Raw genomic sequence first — 15249 nt, 5'->3', positions numbered from 1 at the left:
TCGAAACTCATCCCGCGCTGCCCGAACGCGGTGATTCTAAATCGTCTTTGTCCGATACCATCAGATTTGCAAGCCGTGCCTTCAAGGCAATCGACTCGCGCAGCAAGGCCTGCTGGCGGTCGAACGCGGCGGGATCGTCACTGGCGGATGCCGCAGCGGTCGCCTCTGCCAGTGCTCGTTCCACCCGTGGCCCTGCGGCCAGGATCGCGATCGCCTCACCCAGATCGGATGCGGCGCGGCGGCGCTGGTCGTCAATTTCGGCATGCCGGACCGGATCGTCCGCCTCGCCATTCGCGATCGGCCGGGTGAAACTGAACGCAAGACCGTCCGCACGCAGCATGTCGGTTGCCATCTGATCGAAACCGGATTTCGCCAATATGGTGCGCAGGCGTTCGGTATCAAGCGCCTGATCCTCCAGCGCGACATCGATCACCGCTTCGAACAGGCGGGACAGGGCGGTGTCGGCGCGGGCAAGCGAATGCAGCACCTCCAGATGCCGGGCAATTTCGGCCGGATGGCGGATCAGGCCGGCCAGCACAGCCTTGGCCAGCACCCGGTCGATGCCGCCGGCACCGATCGCCCGCGCCTCGTCCACCGGGGGCGGATCGGGCGGGGTCCACCACGGCTTGCCCCGCTGGCCGCGCATCTGGGGACGGCGGGGCGCGCTGCCGCCGGGATTGTCGCGGCGGGGCGGGGCGAAATGCGCGTCCGCCCGGTTGCGAAACTCGGCCAGATATTCCTCGCCCACGCCGCGATCGGCAATGGCACGGGCATGGGTGGTCAGCCGCCGCTTCAGCCCGGCGCGCTGTTCCGGCGTATCAAGCGGCTCGGCAGCCAGTTCGTGCCGCCACAACCGGTCGACCAGCGGTTCGGGCTTGGCCAGCAGCGCCTCGAACGCAGCCGGTCCGGCAGAGCGGACCAGGTCGTCCGGGTCCTGACCCTGGGGCAGGGTGACGAACGACAGGCTGCGCCCCGGCGCCAGCATGGGCAGGGCGCGGGTGGCGGCGCGGATCCCGGCCTTTTGCCCCGCACTGTCGCCGTCGAAGCACAGGATGGGGACATCCGCCATCCGCCACAGCCGTTCCAGCTGATGCTCGGTCATCGCGGTGCCAAGCGGGGCGACCGCCTCCTCAAACCCGGCCTGGGCGAGCGCGATCACGTCCATATACCCTTCGACCGCGATGATTCGCCCCGTCCGGCGCGCGGCGGCGCTGGCGCGGTCGAGGTTGTACAGTTGCCGCCCCTTGTCGAACAGCGGGGTTTCGGGCGAGTTCAGATATTTGGGCTCCCCATCCCCGATGATGCGGCCGCCGAACGCGATGACGCGGCCGCGCGGATCGCGGATCGGGATCATCAACCGGCCGCGGAACCGGTCATACGGCTCCTTGCCCTCCACCTCGATCAGCAGCCCCGCCTCGATCAGCAGACGGTCGCCATAGTCCTTCAGCGCGTCACGGATGCCCCGGCGGCTGTCCGGCGCAAAGCCCATGCCGAATGTGCGCGCCGTCTGTGCCCGGATGCCGCGCCGCTCCAGCAGGGCGCGGGCCTCCGCCCCGTTCACGCCCCACAGCTGATCGGCGTACCAGGCGGCGGCATCGGCGCACGCCTCGTGCAGCCCCTTGGCCCGCTCCGCCTTTTCCGCCGCGCGCGGGTCGGGCGCTGGCATCTGCATCCCGGCGGCGTCGCACAGTTCCTTGACCGCATCGATAAAGCCAAGGCCGCGCTGATCGGTCATCCAGCGGATGGCATCGCCATGCGCCCCGCATCCGAAACAGTGGTAAAAGCCTTTGTCGTCATTGACCCAGAAACTGGGCGTCTTTTCGTTGTGGAACGGACAGCACGCCTTGTATTCCCGCCCCGCCCGGACAAGCTTGACCGTCCGCCCGACCAGCGCAGACAGCGTGGTGCGTGCGCGTAATTCGTCGAGAAAGGCGGGGGTCAGCGTCACCCCGCCAATGCGGCCTTTACCAGGCCACTGGCCTTGCTCATGTCGAGTTGCGTGCCGTGGCGCGATTTCAGTTCCGCCATCACGCGGCCCATGTCCTTCATCCCCGCCGCGCCGATATCGGCCTTGATCGCCTCGATCGCCGCGGTGGTTTCGGCCTCGCTCATCTGTTGCGGCAGGAAGCGTTCGATCACCGCGACCTCCGCCGCCTCGATCGCGGCCAGCTCCGCACGGCCGCCCTGTTCATACATGGCGATCGATTCGCGGCGCTGCTTGACCATTTTCTGAAGCACATCGACGACCACGGTGTCATCGTCGCCCTGTGCGGTGGCGGTGCGCAATTCGATGTCGCGGTTCTTGATCGCGCTTTGTATCATGCGGATTGTCGCGGTTGTCGGCTTGTCGCCGCCCTTCATCGCGGTGACGAGCGCGGTCTTGATATCATCCCGAATCATGGGGCTTCCCGGCAAAGGTGGAAACGTCCCCGATAGCCTGAACATTGTGGGATTAACAGATTGACGCGGTCGATCATCGAGTCTAGCCGCCGACACTTAGCGACATTGCCGGAACCCAGATAAGGAGCGCCCACCCCCATGGCCGAAGCCTCGACTATCCCTGCACCTGAAGGAGCGACGGGGGTGCTGGTATTGGCGTCCGGCGACGTAATCTGGGGCCATGGTTTCGGCGCAGAAGGATCGGCGGTGGGCGAAGTATGCTTCCACACCGCGATGACCGGGTATCAGGAAATCATGACCGACCCGTCCTTTGCGGGTCAGATGATCTGCTTCACCTTTCCGCATATCGGCAATGTCGGCGCGAACCCGGAGGATTTCGAGGCGGACGATCCCCATGCCCTGGGCATGATCGTGCGCGAGATGCCGACGCAGCCGAGCAATTTCCGCAGCGTGGAAACGCTGTCCGAATGGATGGCAAAGCATAACCGCATCGGCCTGGCCGGGGTGGATACCCGCGCGCTCACCCGGCGCATCCGCGGCGGCGGCGCACCGAACGGCGTGATCGCCCATTCCGCAACCGGCGAGTTCGACATTCCCGCCCTGCTGGAACAGGCGCGCGCCTGGCCGGGGCTGGAGGGGATGGACCTAGCCAAGAGCGTGACGCGCGAAACGCACGGGACGTGGGATGGCGGCGTCTGGCGCCTGGGCTTTGGCTATGGCGCAGCGGGGGAGGGCGAGCGGCCCCATGTCGTCGCCGTGGATTACGGCGCCAAGCGCAACATCTATCGCAACCTGGTCGCCGCGGGCGCAAAGGTCAGCGTGGTGCCGGCCGAGGCGACCTATGATCAGATCATGGCGCTGAACCCCGACGGGGTGTTCCTGTCCAACGGCCCCGGCGATCCGGCGGCGACCGGCGATTATGCGCTGGCCCCGATCAGGCGGCTGCTGGACGAAAAGGTGCCGGTGTTCGGCATCTGCCTGGGTCATCAGCTGCTGGCGCTGGCGGCGGGGGCGAAGACGACCAAGATGTTTCAGGGGCATCGCGGCGCCAATCATCCGGTCAAGCGGCTGGACGACGGCGTCGTGGAGATCACCAGCATGAACCACGGCTTCGCGGTGGACCGCGACACGCTACCCGCGAACGCGCGCGAAACGCACGTATCGCTGTTTGACGGCAGCAATTGCGGGATCGAACTGACCGACCGCCCGGCGTTCAGCGTGCAATATCACCCGGAGGCCAGCCCCGGCCCGCAGGACAGCTTCTACCTGTTCGAGCGGTTTGTGGGGATGTTGGGGAACGCAGCGTGACCCGCTGGGCGTTTGGTCCTCGTGGGGCACAGACGCATCTTAGGCGTGATTTTCGCAATTTGCGCAACAATCCGTCATCTTTCTTTCATACCACTTATAGTCACCGCTTTCTTAAGCGGCGTGGTCTTCAGCGCATTCTGGCGCATTATGGGTTCTGCTTTGAACGGCGCGGCAACTCGGTGCGAGTTATCGCGCGCGATAACCTAAGCGCAGATCGCCTTCGAAGAGCAGCTGATCACTTTCTCAGACAGCCAGCCCTTAAGTCACTTCGCCGCGTCGCGGTTCGTGTTCTCCGTAGCACTGCTGCTCCGAACAAGATTGGTTACTAAATGCCCAAAAGAACAGACATCTCCTCCATCCTCGTCATTGGCGCAGGACCCATCGTCATCGGCCAGGCGTGCGAGTTCGATTATTCGGGCACGCAGGCGATCAAGGCGTTGAAGGAGGAGGGCTATCGCATCGTCCTCGTCAACTCCAACCCGGCGACGATCATGACCGATCCGGAGCTGGCGGACGCGACCTATGTCGAACCGATCACGCCCGCCATCGTTGCCAAGATCATCGAGAAGGAGCGGCCCGACGCTGTCCTGCCGACCATGGGTGGTCAGACCGCGCTGAACACCGCGCTGGCGCTGTTCAACGACGGCACGCTTGAAAAGTTCGGCGTCAAGATGATCGGCGCGGATGCAGAGGCGATCGACAAGGCGGAGGACCGGCAGAAATTCCGTCAGGCGATGGACAAGATCGGCCTCGAATCCGCCCGCTCCGCCGTCGCGCACACGGTGGAGGAGGCGCTGGCCGCGCTCGACATCACCGGCCTGCCCGCGATCATCCGGCCCAGCTTTACGCTGGGCGGCACGGGCGGCGGCGTTGCCTATAATCGGGAAGAGTTCATCCGCATCGTCACCGGCGGCCTGGATGCGTCGCCCACCACCGAGGTGCTGATCGAGGAATCGCTGCTCGGCTGGAAAGAATATGAGATGGAGGTCGTCCGCGACCGGAACGACAACTGCATCATCGTCTGCTCCATCGAAAATGTCGATCCGATGGGCGTCCATACCGGCGATTCCATCACGGTCGCGCCCGCGCTGACGCTGACCGACAAGGAATATCAGATCATGCGCAACGCCAGCATCGCGGTGCTGCGCGAAATCGGCGTGGAAACGGGCGGGTCGAACGTCCAGTTCGCGGTCAATCCAAGGGACGGCCGCCTGATCGTCATCGAAATGAACCCGCGCGTGTCGCGTTCCTCTGCGCTGGCGTCCAAGGCGACGGGCTTTCCAATTGCCAAGGTCGCGGCGAAGCTGGCGGTCGGCTACACGCTGGACGAAATCACCAACGACATTACCGGCGCGACCCCGGCATCGTTCGAGCCGACCATCGATTATGTCGTGACGAAAATCCCGCGCTTTGCGTTCGAGAAGTTCAAGGGATCAGAACCGCTGCTCTCCACCGCGATGAAATCGGTGGGCGAGGTGATGGCGATCGGCCGCAACATCCATGAATCGATGCAAAAGGCGCTGCGCGGCCTGGAAACCGGGCTGTCCGGGTTCAACGATGTCGACCATCTGGTCGGCGCGCCGCGCGCGGAGATCGAGGCGGCGCTGGCCCAGGCGACGCCCGACCGGCTGCTCGTCGCGGCACAGGCGCTGCGCGAGGGCTTCACCGTTGCCGAGGTGCACGCGATTGCGAAATACGATCCGTGGTTCCTTGAACGGATGAAGGAGATTGTCGACGCGGAAAACGAAATCCGCGCCGACGGCCTGCCGCGCGATGCGGCGGGGATGCGCCGATTGAAGGCGATGGGCTTTTCCGACAAGCGGCTCGCCTATCTGGCGGTGCAGTCGGCGGGCCTGCGCGACCGGTTTCAGGCGCGCGGCGGCCTGATCAACGAAGCGGTCAAGGCGATGACCGGCGGGGTGAACGAGGGCGACGTCCGCGCGCTGCGCCATAAACTGGGCGTGCGGCCCGTGTTCAAGCGCATCGACACCTGCGCCGCCGAGTTCGAGGCGAAGACGCCTTATATGTACTCGACCTATGAAGCGCCCAGCTTTGGCGAGCCGGAGAATGAGGCGATGCCGAGCGAGCGTCGCAAGATCGTGATCCTGGGCGGCGGGCCGAACCGGATCGGGCAGGGGATTGAGTTCGATTATTGCTGCTGTCATGCCTGTTTCGCGCTGGCCGATGCCGGGTTCGAAACGATCATGGTCAATTGCAACCCGGAAACGGTGTCGACCGATTACGACACGTCGGACCGGCTGTATTTCGAGCCGCTGACGGCCGAGGACGTGCTGGAAATCCTGGACGTGGAACGCTCGACCGGCGAACTGGTCGGCGTGATCGTGCAGTTCGGCGGGCAGACGCCGCTCAACCTGGCTAAGGCGCTGGAGGCGGCGGGCATCCCCATCCTGGGCACCAGCCCCGACGCCATCGACCTGGCCGAGGACCGCGAGCGGTTCGCCGCGCTGGTCGCCAAGCTGGGGCTGAAGCAACCCGCCAACGGTCTGGCGCGCAGCCGGGACGAGGCGGTCGCCGCTGCCGAACGCATCGGCTATCCCGTGCTGATGCGGCCCAGCTATGTGCTTGGCGGCCGGGCGATGGAGATTGTGGATACGCAGGCGCAGCTGGATGACTATATCCAGACGGCGGTGCAGGTGTCCGGGGACAGCCCCGTCCTGATCGACCAGTATCTGCGCGACGCGATCGAGGTGGATGTGGACGCGATCTGCGACGGCACCGACGTCGTCGTTGCTGGCGTGCTTCAGCATATCGAGGAGGCGGGCGTCCATTCGGGCGACAGCGCCTGTTCCCTGCCGCCCTACAGCCTGCCCGCCGACATCATTGCCGAGATCGAGCGTCAGGCAGAGGCGCTGGCCCATGCGCTGAAGGTCAAGGGGCTGATGAACATCCAGTTTGCGGTCAAGAATGGCGAGGTTTACCTGATCGAGGTCAACCCGCGCGCCAGCCGCACGGTCCCCTTTGTCGCCAAGGCAATCGGCGCGCCGATCGCGAAATATGCCAGCCGCGTGATGGCGGGCGAGATGCTGCGCGACATGCCGGCCGTGAACCGCCATATCGATCATATCGCGGTGAAGGAGGCGGTGTTCCCCTGGGCCCGCTTCCCCGGCGTCGATCCGGTGCTCTCCCCCGAAATGAAATCGACGGGCGAGGTCATGGGCATCGACCGCGATTTCGCCACTGCCTTCGCCAAATCGCAACTCGGCGCCGGCGTAACCCTGCCCCAGGGCGGCACAGTGTTCGTCAGCGTGAAGGACAGCGACAAGGCGGTGATCCTGCCGGGCGTCCGCATCCTGTCCGATCTGGGCTTTGCCATCATCGCGACGGGCGGCACCGCCGATTACCTCGCGGAGCAGGGCATCGCCGTGGAGCGGGTGAACAAGGTGGCGCAGGGCCGCCCGCACATTGTCGACCGGATCCTGGACGGCAAGGTGACGCTGGTGTTCAACACGACCGAGGGGTGGCAGTCGCTGAAGGATTCAGCGTCGATCCGCGCTTCGGCCGTTGCGCAGAAGGTGCCGTATTTCACCACGGCCCCCGCCAGCGTCGCCGCCGCACAGGCAATCGAGGCAATGCGCGGCCACTCCCTTGAAGTGCGCCCCCTGCAGGCCTATTATTCGCCTTCGCACAATTGATCCCGGATCGTTGGTGACTGGTGCGGGCGGCCAGGGGATGGGCCGCTTGGGACAAGATAGTGATGTAAAGGGTTTGAGGGATGGCGACCGTCGAGAAGATGCCGATGCTGGCGCGGGGCTACGAAATGCTCAGCGAGCAGCTCAAGGCGCTGAAGGCCGAGCGGCCGCAGATCGTGGATGCGATCGAGGAAGCGCGCGCACACGGGGACCTGTCTGAAAACGCCGAATATCACGCCGCCAAGGAGCGTCAGGGACAGATCGAGGCGTCGATCGCGGATATCGAGGACAAGCTGTCCCGTGCTCAGGTGATCGACCCGCGCGACCTGTCGGGCGACCGTATCGTTTTCGGCGCCACCGTCACCCTGATCGACGAGGATGAAAAGTCGGTCCGTTACCAGATCGTCGGTCTGGCCGAAGCCGACGCCAAGACGGGCATGATCAGCTATAATTCGCCGCTGGGCCGTGCGCTGATCGGCCGCAAGGTCGGCGACGAGATCGAAGTGACCGTGCCCGCCGGCGACCGCTGGTACGAAGTCAGCAACATCGAGTTCATCTGATCCCGCCGGATCTGTCCAAACAGAAAAGGGGCCGTTTCCATCCCGGAAAGCGGCCCCTTTTTCATTGGGTCAGGCGTCGGGTTCCAGCAGGCGGTGCAGATGGACGACCACGTATCGCATTTCGGCATCGTCCACCGTGCGCTGCGCCGCTGCCCGCCAGGCTTTTTCGGCGGCGGCGTAATCCGGATAGATGCCGACCACGTCCAGCTTTGACGGATCGGCGAAATCAAGGGTCTGCGGGTCGCTGACGCGGCCGCCGAATACCAGGTGCAGTTTGCTCATCGGCTGTTTCCCGGGGCTTGAGAATGATCCGTCCCGCTTACCGCAATGCGGCGCAGTCTCAACCCCGGGTAACCGGGGTCAGCCGGATTTTTTCGCTGCGTCGCGTCCCGCTTCCTTGGCGGCGAGCAGGACGTGCTCGACGATCGAGCCTGCGCGCGCCTTGGCCCTGCTGGTGTCGGGCGTCAGCGCGCTCAGCTCCTGCTTGCCGACTTCACGGGCGGCGGCAACAGCCGCACCGGCGGTTGCAGTGATCCGCTTGCCGAGCGGACCCAGCACCGATTTTTCCCTCTGCGTCTTTGGCAACAGCGCTCCGGCGATCATGCCGACGGCAATGCCTGCTCCCAGGACCGCCAGCGGATTATCCTCGACCCGGCGGCTCGTCTGTTCCCGGCTGCTGTCAATGGCCTTGGAAACCTTGCGCTTCACGCTGGCCTTGCCGTTCTTCGTCTTTGCGGAGTCGGTCATTGCTCGTCCTTTTCCGGTGTATCTAACTCGTGTTCGTTCAACCTGACTGACCGGGCGCCGGTTCCACGGCCCAGCCGCTTCAGCAGCACCAACAGGCCGATCAGCGCCGCGCCGATCATGGCTGGTTTGCTGGTCGCCGCCCTGCCGGCCAGTCCCGCGGCGAATTGCTGTCCCTTGCGCGCAGCGGCGCTGGACAGGCGCGCCAGCACCTCGTCCGGTCCCAGCTGATCGCGCAGGCGCGCCGCCGTGACGTCCATCTGCCGACGGGCGGCATTGGCCATCTGGCGTGCGGTCAGGGGGTCGATCGGGCCGCTCATTCGTCGACTTCCGCCGCAGGAGAGGTGGGGTCCAGCGGACGGACAAGGCGGCGTGCCCGCGACCGCGCCGTCAGCGCAAGCAACGCGACCAGCGCCACGCTCGGCACGATCACGAACAGCATGGCAGGGACCAGTCCGACGACCGGCTGCAGCAGCAGCATCAGGCCGACCAGAATGGCAAGCATGATGGCCGTGCCGATCGCCAGCGCGCCGGCACCCAGTCCAACCAGGATGATCGCATCCCGGGCCCGGTCGCGAGCGACCGCTTCGGCAAAGACGGCCTCTGCCTTCGCATAGGCTCGGGCGTCCTTGACCAGCTGACCCATCAGCTTGGGTACGGTTTCCAGGTCGTGCTCATCCGCCACGGCAAAACGCCCCGCTCGCCGCCATGATCAGCCCTTGGTACCGCTCTCGTCAGCCGCCTCGGCAGCGTCGGCGACGCCATCGATGCCCGACTTGATCACCCGTGCCAGCACGAACCCGATCGCAGCGGCTGCGCCGATCGCCACGGCAGGCGACTTGCGCACGAAATCGCGGACATCGTCGACCAGCTCGTCGACATCCTTGCGCTCGATGGTCCCGGCCAGCCCGGCAACGGCGCTGGCCGCCGACCGCGCATACTGGCCATATTGCTGGCCGACCTTCTCATCGACCGTGCTCGCAGCGTCGTCCATCATCCGGGCGAACTCGTTAAGCGCGCCAGATGCCTTCTGCTTGCCTTCTTCGGCAAAGCCGCGTGCCTTGTCGGCGGCCTGGACGCCCAGCTTGGACGCTTCCTGCTTGATGGCTTCGGCAGGCTTCGGCTTGGCATTCGCCGCCGATGCGGCTTCGGCATCGCCTGTCGGAGGCGTGGTTTCGGTGGATTCAGTCATGGGTCGATCCCTCCATTCGAATTCATCCAGTCAACCCGTGCCGGGCCAGCTGGTTCCAGCGCCGCCTCGATTGCCCCACGGCCAATCTGCCGATAGAGGCTGCCGCAAGAACGACCGGCGCCCAACGCGCCCCTCACATCTAGGAGGACCATTTCGTGACCGCAATCATCGACATTCATGCTCGCCAGATACTGGACAGCCGGGGCAATCCCACGGTGGAGGTCGACGTGTTGCTGGAAGACGGCAGCTTCGGGCGTGCCGCCGTCCCGTCCGGCGCATCCACCGGCGCGCATGAAGCGGTGGAAAAGCGCGACGGCGACAAGTCGCGGTACATGGGCAAGGGCGTGACCGAAGCGGTCGAGGCAGTCAATTCCGAGATTTTTGAGGCGATCACCGGCATGGATGCCGAGGATCAGGCCGACCTGGATCAGGCGATGATCGAGCTGGACGGTACGGAGAACAAGAGCCGGCTGGGGGCCAACGCCATCCTGGGCGTTTCGCTGGCGGCGGCGAAGGCAGCGGCCGATGCCCGCGGCCTGCCGCTCTATCGCTATGTCGGCGGCGTTTCGGCGCATGTTCTGCCGGTGCCGATGATGAATATCATCAATGGCGGCGAGCATGCCGACAATCCCATCGATTTCCAGGAATTCATGATCATGCCCGTCGGTGCCGACAGCATTGGTGAAGCTGTTCGCTGCGGCGCGGAGATTTTCCACACGCTCAAGAAGAAGCTGCACGACAAGGGCCTCGCGACGGGCGTGGGTGACGAGGGCGGATTTGCCCCCAACATCGCCAGCACGCGCGAGGCGCTGGACTTCATAATGGCGAGTGTCGAGGCGGCCGGATACAAGCCGGGCGAGGACGTGATGCTGGCGCTGGATTGCGCTGCGACAGAGTTCTTCAAGAACGGCCGGTACGAGATCACCGGCGAAGGCCTGTCTTTGACGCCGGTCCAGATGGCCGAATACCTGGCCGACCTGACCCGCGCCTATCCGATCCTGTCGATCGAGGACGGCATGGGCGAGGACGATTTCGAAGGGTGGAAGGCGCTGACCGACGCGGTGGGCGACAAGGTGCAGCTGGTCGGCGACGACCTGTTCGTCACCAATCCCAAGCGGCTTGCCATGGGGATCGAACAGGGCCTGGCCAATTCGCTGCTGGTCAAGGTGAACCAGATCGGTACGCTGACCGAAACGCTGGCGGCGGTCAGCCTGGCCCAGCGTTCGTCCTATACCGCCGTCATGTCGCACCGGTCGGGCGAGACCGAGGATGCGACGATTGCCGACCTGGCGGTCGCCACGAATTGCGGTCAGATCAAGACTGGATCGCTTGCCCGGTCCGACCGGCTTGCCAAGTACAACCAGTTGATCCGCATCGAGGAAGAGCTGGGCGATGCTGCGGTCTATGCCGGGCGCAGCGTCCTGCGCGGCTGATCGTCCGACCGGCCCGACCGCGCGCGTCAGAACAGGCGCGCGCCGTCGGGGACCGGATGGTCGGGGCGGAACAGGACCACTTCGCCCTCCGCGTCGGGAAAGCCGAGCGTCAGCACCTCTGACATGAACTTGCCGATCTGGCGCGGCGGGAAATTGACGACGGCGGCGACCTGACGGCCGATCAGATCGTCGGGCGTATAGTGCCGGGTGATCTGTGCGCTCGACCTGCGCTGGCCGATGCCGGGGCCGAAATCGATGACCAGTTTCAGCGCCGGCTTACGCGCTTCGGGAAACGGTTCGGCGGATAGGATTGTCCCCATTCGGATATCGACGGCCAGAAAATCGTCGAAGCTGATCGTATTAGCCGCAGGGTCCGCCGGATTATGACTAAGGTGCATCACTTAATCCCTCAGTAACCACTTGATTCGCCGATTCGGGTCGGCCATGAATCATCCATGTCGGCAGGTGGGGTCATCCGGTCAATTCTGTGGAGGGCGGTCGTCCCGTCCCTCGCGATCGGCTTTATGGGCATCTTTGCCTATAATGCCGTGCTGGGGGCCAATGGCCTGCTGAACTACCGCGAATACAACCGTCAGATGCGCGTCAAACAGGCGCAATATGCTGCGCTTCAGCAGCAGCGCCAGGCATTGGCGAACCGCGTACGCCTGCTTAAGGGCAAGGCGGACCCTGATCTGGTCGACGAATTGCTGCGCAAGGGCATGGGCGTCAGCCGCGAGGATGAAATCATCATCCTTCTCAACAAGAACTGATCCCACCAGACCGGCACATTCGAATTCGGGTGATTGCCCTAGGGCAGAAAACACGCCTATAGGCGGGCACCTTCCTTCCCCGGAACGAGGATCAAGATAACGTGGCAAAGGCACCGGCGAACCGCGCCAGCACCGAACCCCCTATTCCCAATCGGGAGCGACCCGGCGAACCGCAGCGGTTCAAGGCTTCGAAGGAGCAACTGCTGGAATTCTACCGCCAGATGCTTCTGATCCGCCGGTTCGAGGAAAAGGCCGGCCAGTTGTACGGCCTCGGCCTGATCGGCGGTTTCTGCCACCTGTATATCGGTCAGGAAGCGGTGGCCGTGGGCCTGCAGTCCGCGCTGAACGGCGACACCGATTCGGTCATCACCGGATATCGCGATCATGGCCATATGCTGGCCTATGGCATCGACCCCAAGGTGATCATGGCCGAACTGACCGGCCGCGAGGCTGGCATCAGCCGCGGCAAGGGCGGTTCGATGCACATGTTCTCGACCGAAAAGAAGTTTTACGGCGGCCACGGCATCGTCGGCGCTCAGGTCAGCCTGGGTGCGGGGCTGGCGTTCGGCCATAAATATGCCGGCGATGGCGGCGTGTGCCTTGCCTATTTCGGCGATGGCGCGGCGAACCAGGGCCAGGTGTATGAATCGTTCAACATGGCCGAGCTGTGGAAGCTGCCGATCATCTTCGTGATCGAAAATAACCAGTACGCCATGGGCACCAGCGTGCAGCGTTCGTCGGCCGAAGATCAGATGTATCGGCGTGGCGAAAGCTTCCGCATCCCCGGCATCCAGGTCGACGGGATGGACGTCCTCGCCTGTCGCGGCGCTGCCGAAACCGCGCTGGAATGGGTGCGCAGCGGCAAGGGCCCGATCATCCTCGAGATGAAGACCTATCGCTATCGTGGCCATTCCATGTCCGATCCGGCCAAGTATCGCTCGCGCGACGAGGTGCAGTCGATGCGCGACAATTCCGATCCGATCGAGGGTGTGAAGAAGGAACTGGCCGCCGCCGGCGTGACCGAGGCCGATCTGAAGTCGATCGAAACGGAAATTCGCAAGATCGTGAACGAAGCGGCGGATTTCGCCGAATCCACGCCGGAACCCGATCCGGCAGAACTCTATACGGACGTGCTGGTGGGGACCTACTGACATGGCGATCGAACTGAAGATGCCGGCTTTGTCGCCGACCATGGAGGAAGGCACGCTGGCCAAGTGGCTGGTAAAGGAAGGCGATAGCGTCGCTGCTGGCGACATCATGGCCGAAATCGAAACCGACAAGGCGACGATGGAATTCGAGGCGGTGGACGAAGGCGTGATCGCCAAGATCCTGGTCGCCGAGGGTACCGACAACGTAAAGGTCGGCACCGTGATCGCGTTGATCGCGGGTGAGGGCGAGGATGCCGGTTCGGTCGAGGCAGCGCCTGCGGCTGCTGCGCCTGCAGCCGAAGCGCCCAAGGCGGACGATGCGCCTGCCAAGGCGGAAACGCCCACCGGCACGGCACAGCTCGCCGATGTGAAGCCGCGCGCCGCCGATCCCGCGATCCCCGAGGGGACCGAAATGGTCAAGACCACGGTCCGCGAGGCATTGCGGGATGCGATGGCCGAGGAAATGCGCGCCGACGACCGCGTGTTCGTGATGGGTGAGGAAGTCGCCGAATATCAGGGCGCATACAAGGTGACGCAGGGCCTGCTCGACGAATTCGGCCCGCGGCGCGTCATTGACACGCCGATCACCGAATATGGCTTTGCCGGCATCGGTACGGGCGCCGCGATGGGCGGCCTGCGCCCGATCGTCGAGTTCATGACGTTCAATTTCGCCATGCAGGCGATCGACCACATCATCAATTCGGCGGCCAAGACGAATTACATGTCCGGCGGCCAGATGCGCTGTCCGATCGTGTTCCGCGGCCCCAACGGCGCTGCCAGCCGCGTGGCGGCCCAGCACAGCCAGAACTACGGCCCGTGGTACGCCAGCGTCCCCGGCCTGATCGTCATCGCGCCTTATGACGCCGCCGATGCCAAGGGCCTGTTGAAGGCGGCGATCCGCAGCGAAGACCCCGTCGTCTTCCTGGAAAACGAGCTGATGTACGGCCGCAGCTTCGACGTGCCGAAGCTGGATGATTACGTCCTGCCGATCGGCAAGGCGCGGATCGTTCGTCCGGGCAAGGACGTGACGATCGTGTCCTATTCCATCGGCGTCGGCGTCGCGCTGGAAGCGGCGGAGACGCTGGCAGGCGAGGGCGTGGATGCCGAGGTGATCGACCTACGCACCCTGCGTCCGCTGGACACGGCGACGGTGCTGGAAAGCCTGAAAAAGACCAACCGGATGGTGGTGGTCGAGGAAGGCTGGCCGACCTGTTCGATCGCGTCGGAAATCGCTGCCGTGGCGATGGAACAGGGCTTTGACGACCTTGATGCACCGGTACTGCGCGTGACGAACGAGGACGTGCCTCTGCCCTATGCCGCCAACCTGGAAAAGCTGGCCCTGGTCGATGCCGCGCGGGTCGTGGCTGCGGTGAAGAAGGTCACCTATCGCTGAAGGGAGTCAGTCACAAACCGTTGGCTGTGTTGCATTTGTTCTTCGGCGGAAAACGCGCATCAGGCGTTGGCGTCTGGAACTGCGTGCTGCGGGCACGAAACACAGCTTCTCGGCGGAATGCCGTCGGCAAGTTTAACCAGTGAAACGGCGCGTGACTGAACAGCGGCTGATATTCGTATGTAACCTGCACATGAAAAAGGATTTCGTCCAATGTCATGACACGGTTGGCAGGAAGGGTCGCAAGTTGGACAGTCTGATTGCATCCTACCCGGGGCACAGCTGCCACATAGCCGCCATCGAAACGCTGCCATATGATGCGATTTTCGATCTGACCGTTATTGTCATTGTCGGTTCCGCGAACAGCAGTGAGGATCACACGCCCGTGGTTTCGCAAATCGAAGGGTTGAGCGGTCAGATCGATTGCACTTAGCAGATCGTAGATCTGTCCTTCTGTGGCTCCAATCGCACCGGTTCCGCTTTGCGCGACCAGGTCAGCCGTCATTGCCGCTACGCGCTGCGTACGGTTGTTGGCGATGGTGTAGTTCGCGAATTCCAGGCCGGCGAAGATGAAGCCGATGAACAACGGCAGGCATAGCCCGAATTCAACGATCGCCATGCCGCGCTGATCACCAAAGACTCGCGATGTGCGAG

General features: G+C 64.2%; 16 protein-coding genes. 7 read left to right on the top strand and 9 right to left on the bottom strand.

Annotated features, from left to right (window positions below; translation table 11 throughout):
* Positions 1-7: 7 nt before the first annotated feature.
* A complete protein-coding gene (gene dnaG, locus NYR55_RS02495) occupies positions 8-1948 on the bottom strand; it encodes a DNA primase (protein ID WP_260019670.1) in 1941 nt (646 codons plus the stop codon).
* Positions 1945-2400: a GatB/YqeY domain-containing protein gene (locus tag NYR55_RS02490; protein WP_260019669.1), complete on the bottom strand. Its 456-nt coding sequence runs from the start codon at positions 2398-2400 to the stop codon at positions 1945-1947. Before NYR55_RS02490 ends, dnaG begins: the two co-directional genes overlap by 4 nt.
* 138 nt (positions 2401-2538) lie before the next feature.
* Between NYR55_RS02490 and carA the strand changes: the two genes are divergently transcribed.
* The 3 genes from carA (at position 2539) to greA (ending at position 7918) form a co-directional block, all read left to right on the top strand.
* Entirely contained in the window at positions 2539-3708 is a 1170-nt protein-coding gene (gene carA / locus NYR55_RS02485) for a glutamine-hydrolyzing carbamoyl-phosphate synthase small subunit (protein WP_260019668.1), read from the top strand.
* Positions 3709-4037: 329 nt separating this feature from the next.
* Complete coding sequence (gene carB, locus NYR55_RS02480) at positions 4038-7361, top strand: carbamoyl-phosphate synthase large subunit (protein ID WP_260019667.1); 3324 nt, start codon at positions 4038-4040, stop codon at positions 7359-7361.
* Between the two features lie 80 nt (positions 7362-7441).
* Positions 7442-7918 carry a transcription elongation factor GreA gene (gene greA / locus NYR55_RS02475; protein WP_260019666.1) on the top strand — a complete coding sequence of 159 codons (477 nt, stop codon included), beginning with the start codon at positions 7442-7444 and terminating at the stop codon, positions 7916-7918.
* 69 nt (positions 7919-7987) lie between these two features.
* Here the strand turns inward: greA and NYR55_RS02470 are convergent, their stop codons facing one another.
* The 5 genes from NYR55_RS02470 to NYR55_RS02450 all read right to left on the bottom strand — a co-directional run bounded on the left by NYR55_RS02470 (position 7988) and on the right by NYR55_RS02450 (position 9854).
* Positions 7988-8200: a DUF4170 domain-containing protein gene (locus NYR55_RS02470; protein WP_260019665.1), complete on the bottom strand. Its 213-nt coding sequence runs from the start codon at positions 8198-8200 to the stop codon at positions 7988-7990.
* 78 nt (positions 8201-8278) lie between these two features.
* The gene (locus NYR55_RS02465) at positions 8279-8665 is read right to left on the bottom strand and encodes a hypothetical protein (RefSeq protein WP_260019664.1); all 387 of its coding nucleotides are present in this window, start codon (positions 8663-8665) and stop codon (positions 8279-8281) included.
* Positions 8662-8982 carry a hypothetical protein gene (locus tag NYR55_RS02460; protein WP_260019663.1) on the bottom strand — a complete coding sequence of 107 codons (321 nt, stop codon included), beginning with the start codon at positions 8980-8982 and terminating at the stop codon, positions 8662-8664. The genes NYR55_RS02465 and NYR55_RS02460 overlap by 4 nt, the downstream gene beginning before the upstream one ends.
* Positions 8979-9347 carry a phage holin family protein gene (locus tag NYR55_RS02455; protein WP_260019662.1) on the bottom strand — a complete coding sequence of 123 codons (369 nt, stop codon included), beginning with the start codon at positions 9345-9347 and terminating at the stop codon, positions 8979-8981. The genes NYR55_RS02460 and NYR55_RS02455 overlap by 4 nt, the downstream gene beginning before the upstream one ends.
* 27 nt (positions 9348-9374) lie before the next feature.
* A complete protein-coding gene (locus NYR55_RS02450) occupies positions 9375-9854 on the bottom strand; it encodes a hypothetical protein (protein ID WP_260019661.1) in 480 nt (159 codons plus the stop codon).
* Positions 9855-10009: 155 nt separating this feature from the next.
* Here NYR55_RS02450 and eno point away from each other — a divergent pair, with 155 nt between their 5' ends.
* Positions 10010-11287, top strand: coding sequence for a phosphopyruvate hydratase (gene eno, locus NYR55_RS02445; protein ID WP_260019660.1), 1278 nt, complete (start codon positions 10010-10012; stop codon positions 11285-11287).
* Between the two features lie 26 nt (positions 11288-11313).
* On the opposite strand, the gene NYR55_RS02440 is transcribed toward eno, so the two are convergent.
* The gene (locus NYR55_RS02440; protein WP_260019659.1) at positions 11314-11685 is read right to left on the bottom strand and encodes a tRNA-binding protein; all 372 of its coding nucleotides are present in this window, start codon (positions 11683-11685) and stop codon (positions 11314-11316) included.
* A 57-nt stretch (positions 11686-11742) separates the two neighbouring features.
* Between NYR55_RS02440 and NYR55_RS02435 the strand changes: the two genes are divergently transcribed.
* The 3 genes from NYR55_RS02435 to NYR55_RS02425 all read left to right on the top strand — a co-directional run bounded on the left by NYR55_RS02435 (position 11743) and on the right by NYR55_RS02425 (position 14598).
* The gene (locus NYR55_RS02435; protein WP_260019658.1) at positions 11743-12057 is read left to right on the top strand and encodes a septum formation initiator family protein; all 315 of its coding nucleotides are present in this window, start codon (positions 11743-11745) and stop codon (positions 12055-12057) included.
* Positions 12058-12158: 101 nt separating this feature from the next.
* A complete protein-coding gene (gene pdhA, locus NYR55_RS02430) occupies positions 12159-13208 on the top strand; it encodes a pyruvate dehydrogenase (acetyl-transferring) E1 component subunit alpha (protein WP_260019657.1) in 1050 nt (349 codons plus the stop codon).
* A gap of 1 nt (position 13209) precedes the next feature.
* Positions 13210-14598 (top strand): pyruvate dehydrogenase complex E1 component subunit beta, encoded by a 1389-nt coding sequence (locus NYR55_RS02425; RefSeq protein WP_260019656.1) that lies wholly within the window; start codon positions 13210-13212, stop codon positions 14596-14598.
* Between the two features lie 10 nt (positions 14599-14608).
* On the opposite strand, the gene NYR55_RS02420 is transcribed toward NYR55_RS02425, so the two are convergent.
* Positions 14609-15214: a TadE family protein gene (locus tag NYR55_RS02420; RefSeq protein WP_260019655.1), complete on the bottom strand. Its 606-nt coding sequence runs from the start codon at positions 15212-15214 to the stop codon at positions 14609-14611.
* Positions 15215-15249: the final 35 nt, after the last annotated feature.

It is taken from the genome of Sphingomonas sp. BGYR3 (assembly GCF_025153455.1).
GTDB lineage: Bacteria > Pseudomonadota > Alphaproteobacteria > Sphingomonadales > Sphingomonadaceae > Sphingomonas.
Note: the sequence above shows the minus strand (reverse complement) of the source record. Positions and strands in the feature narration are given on the sequence as shown.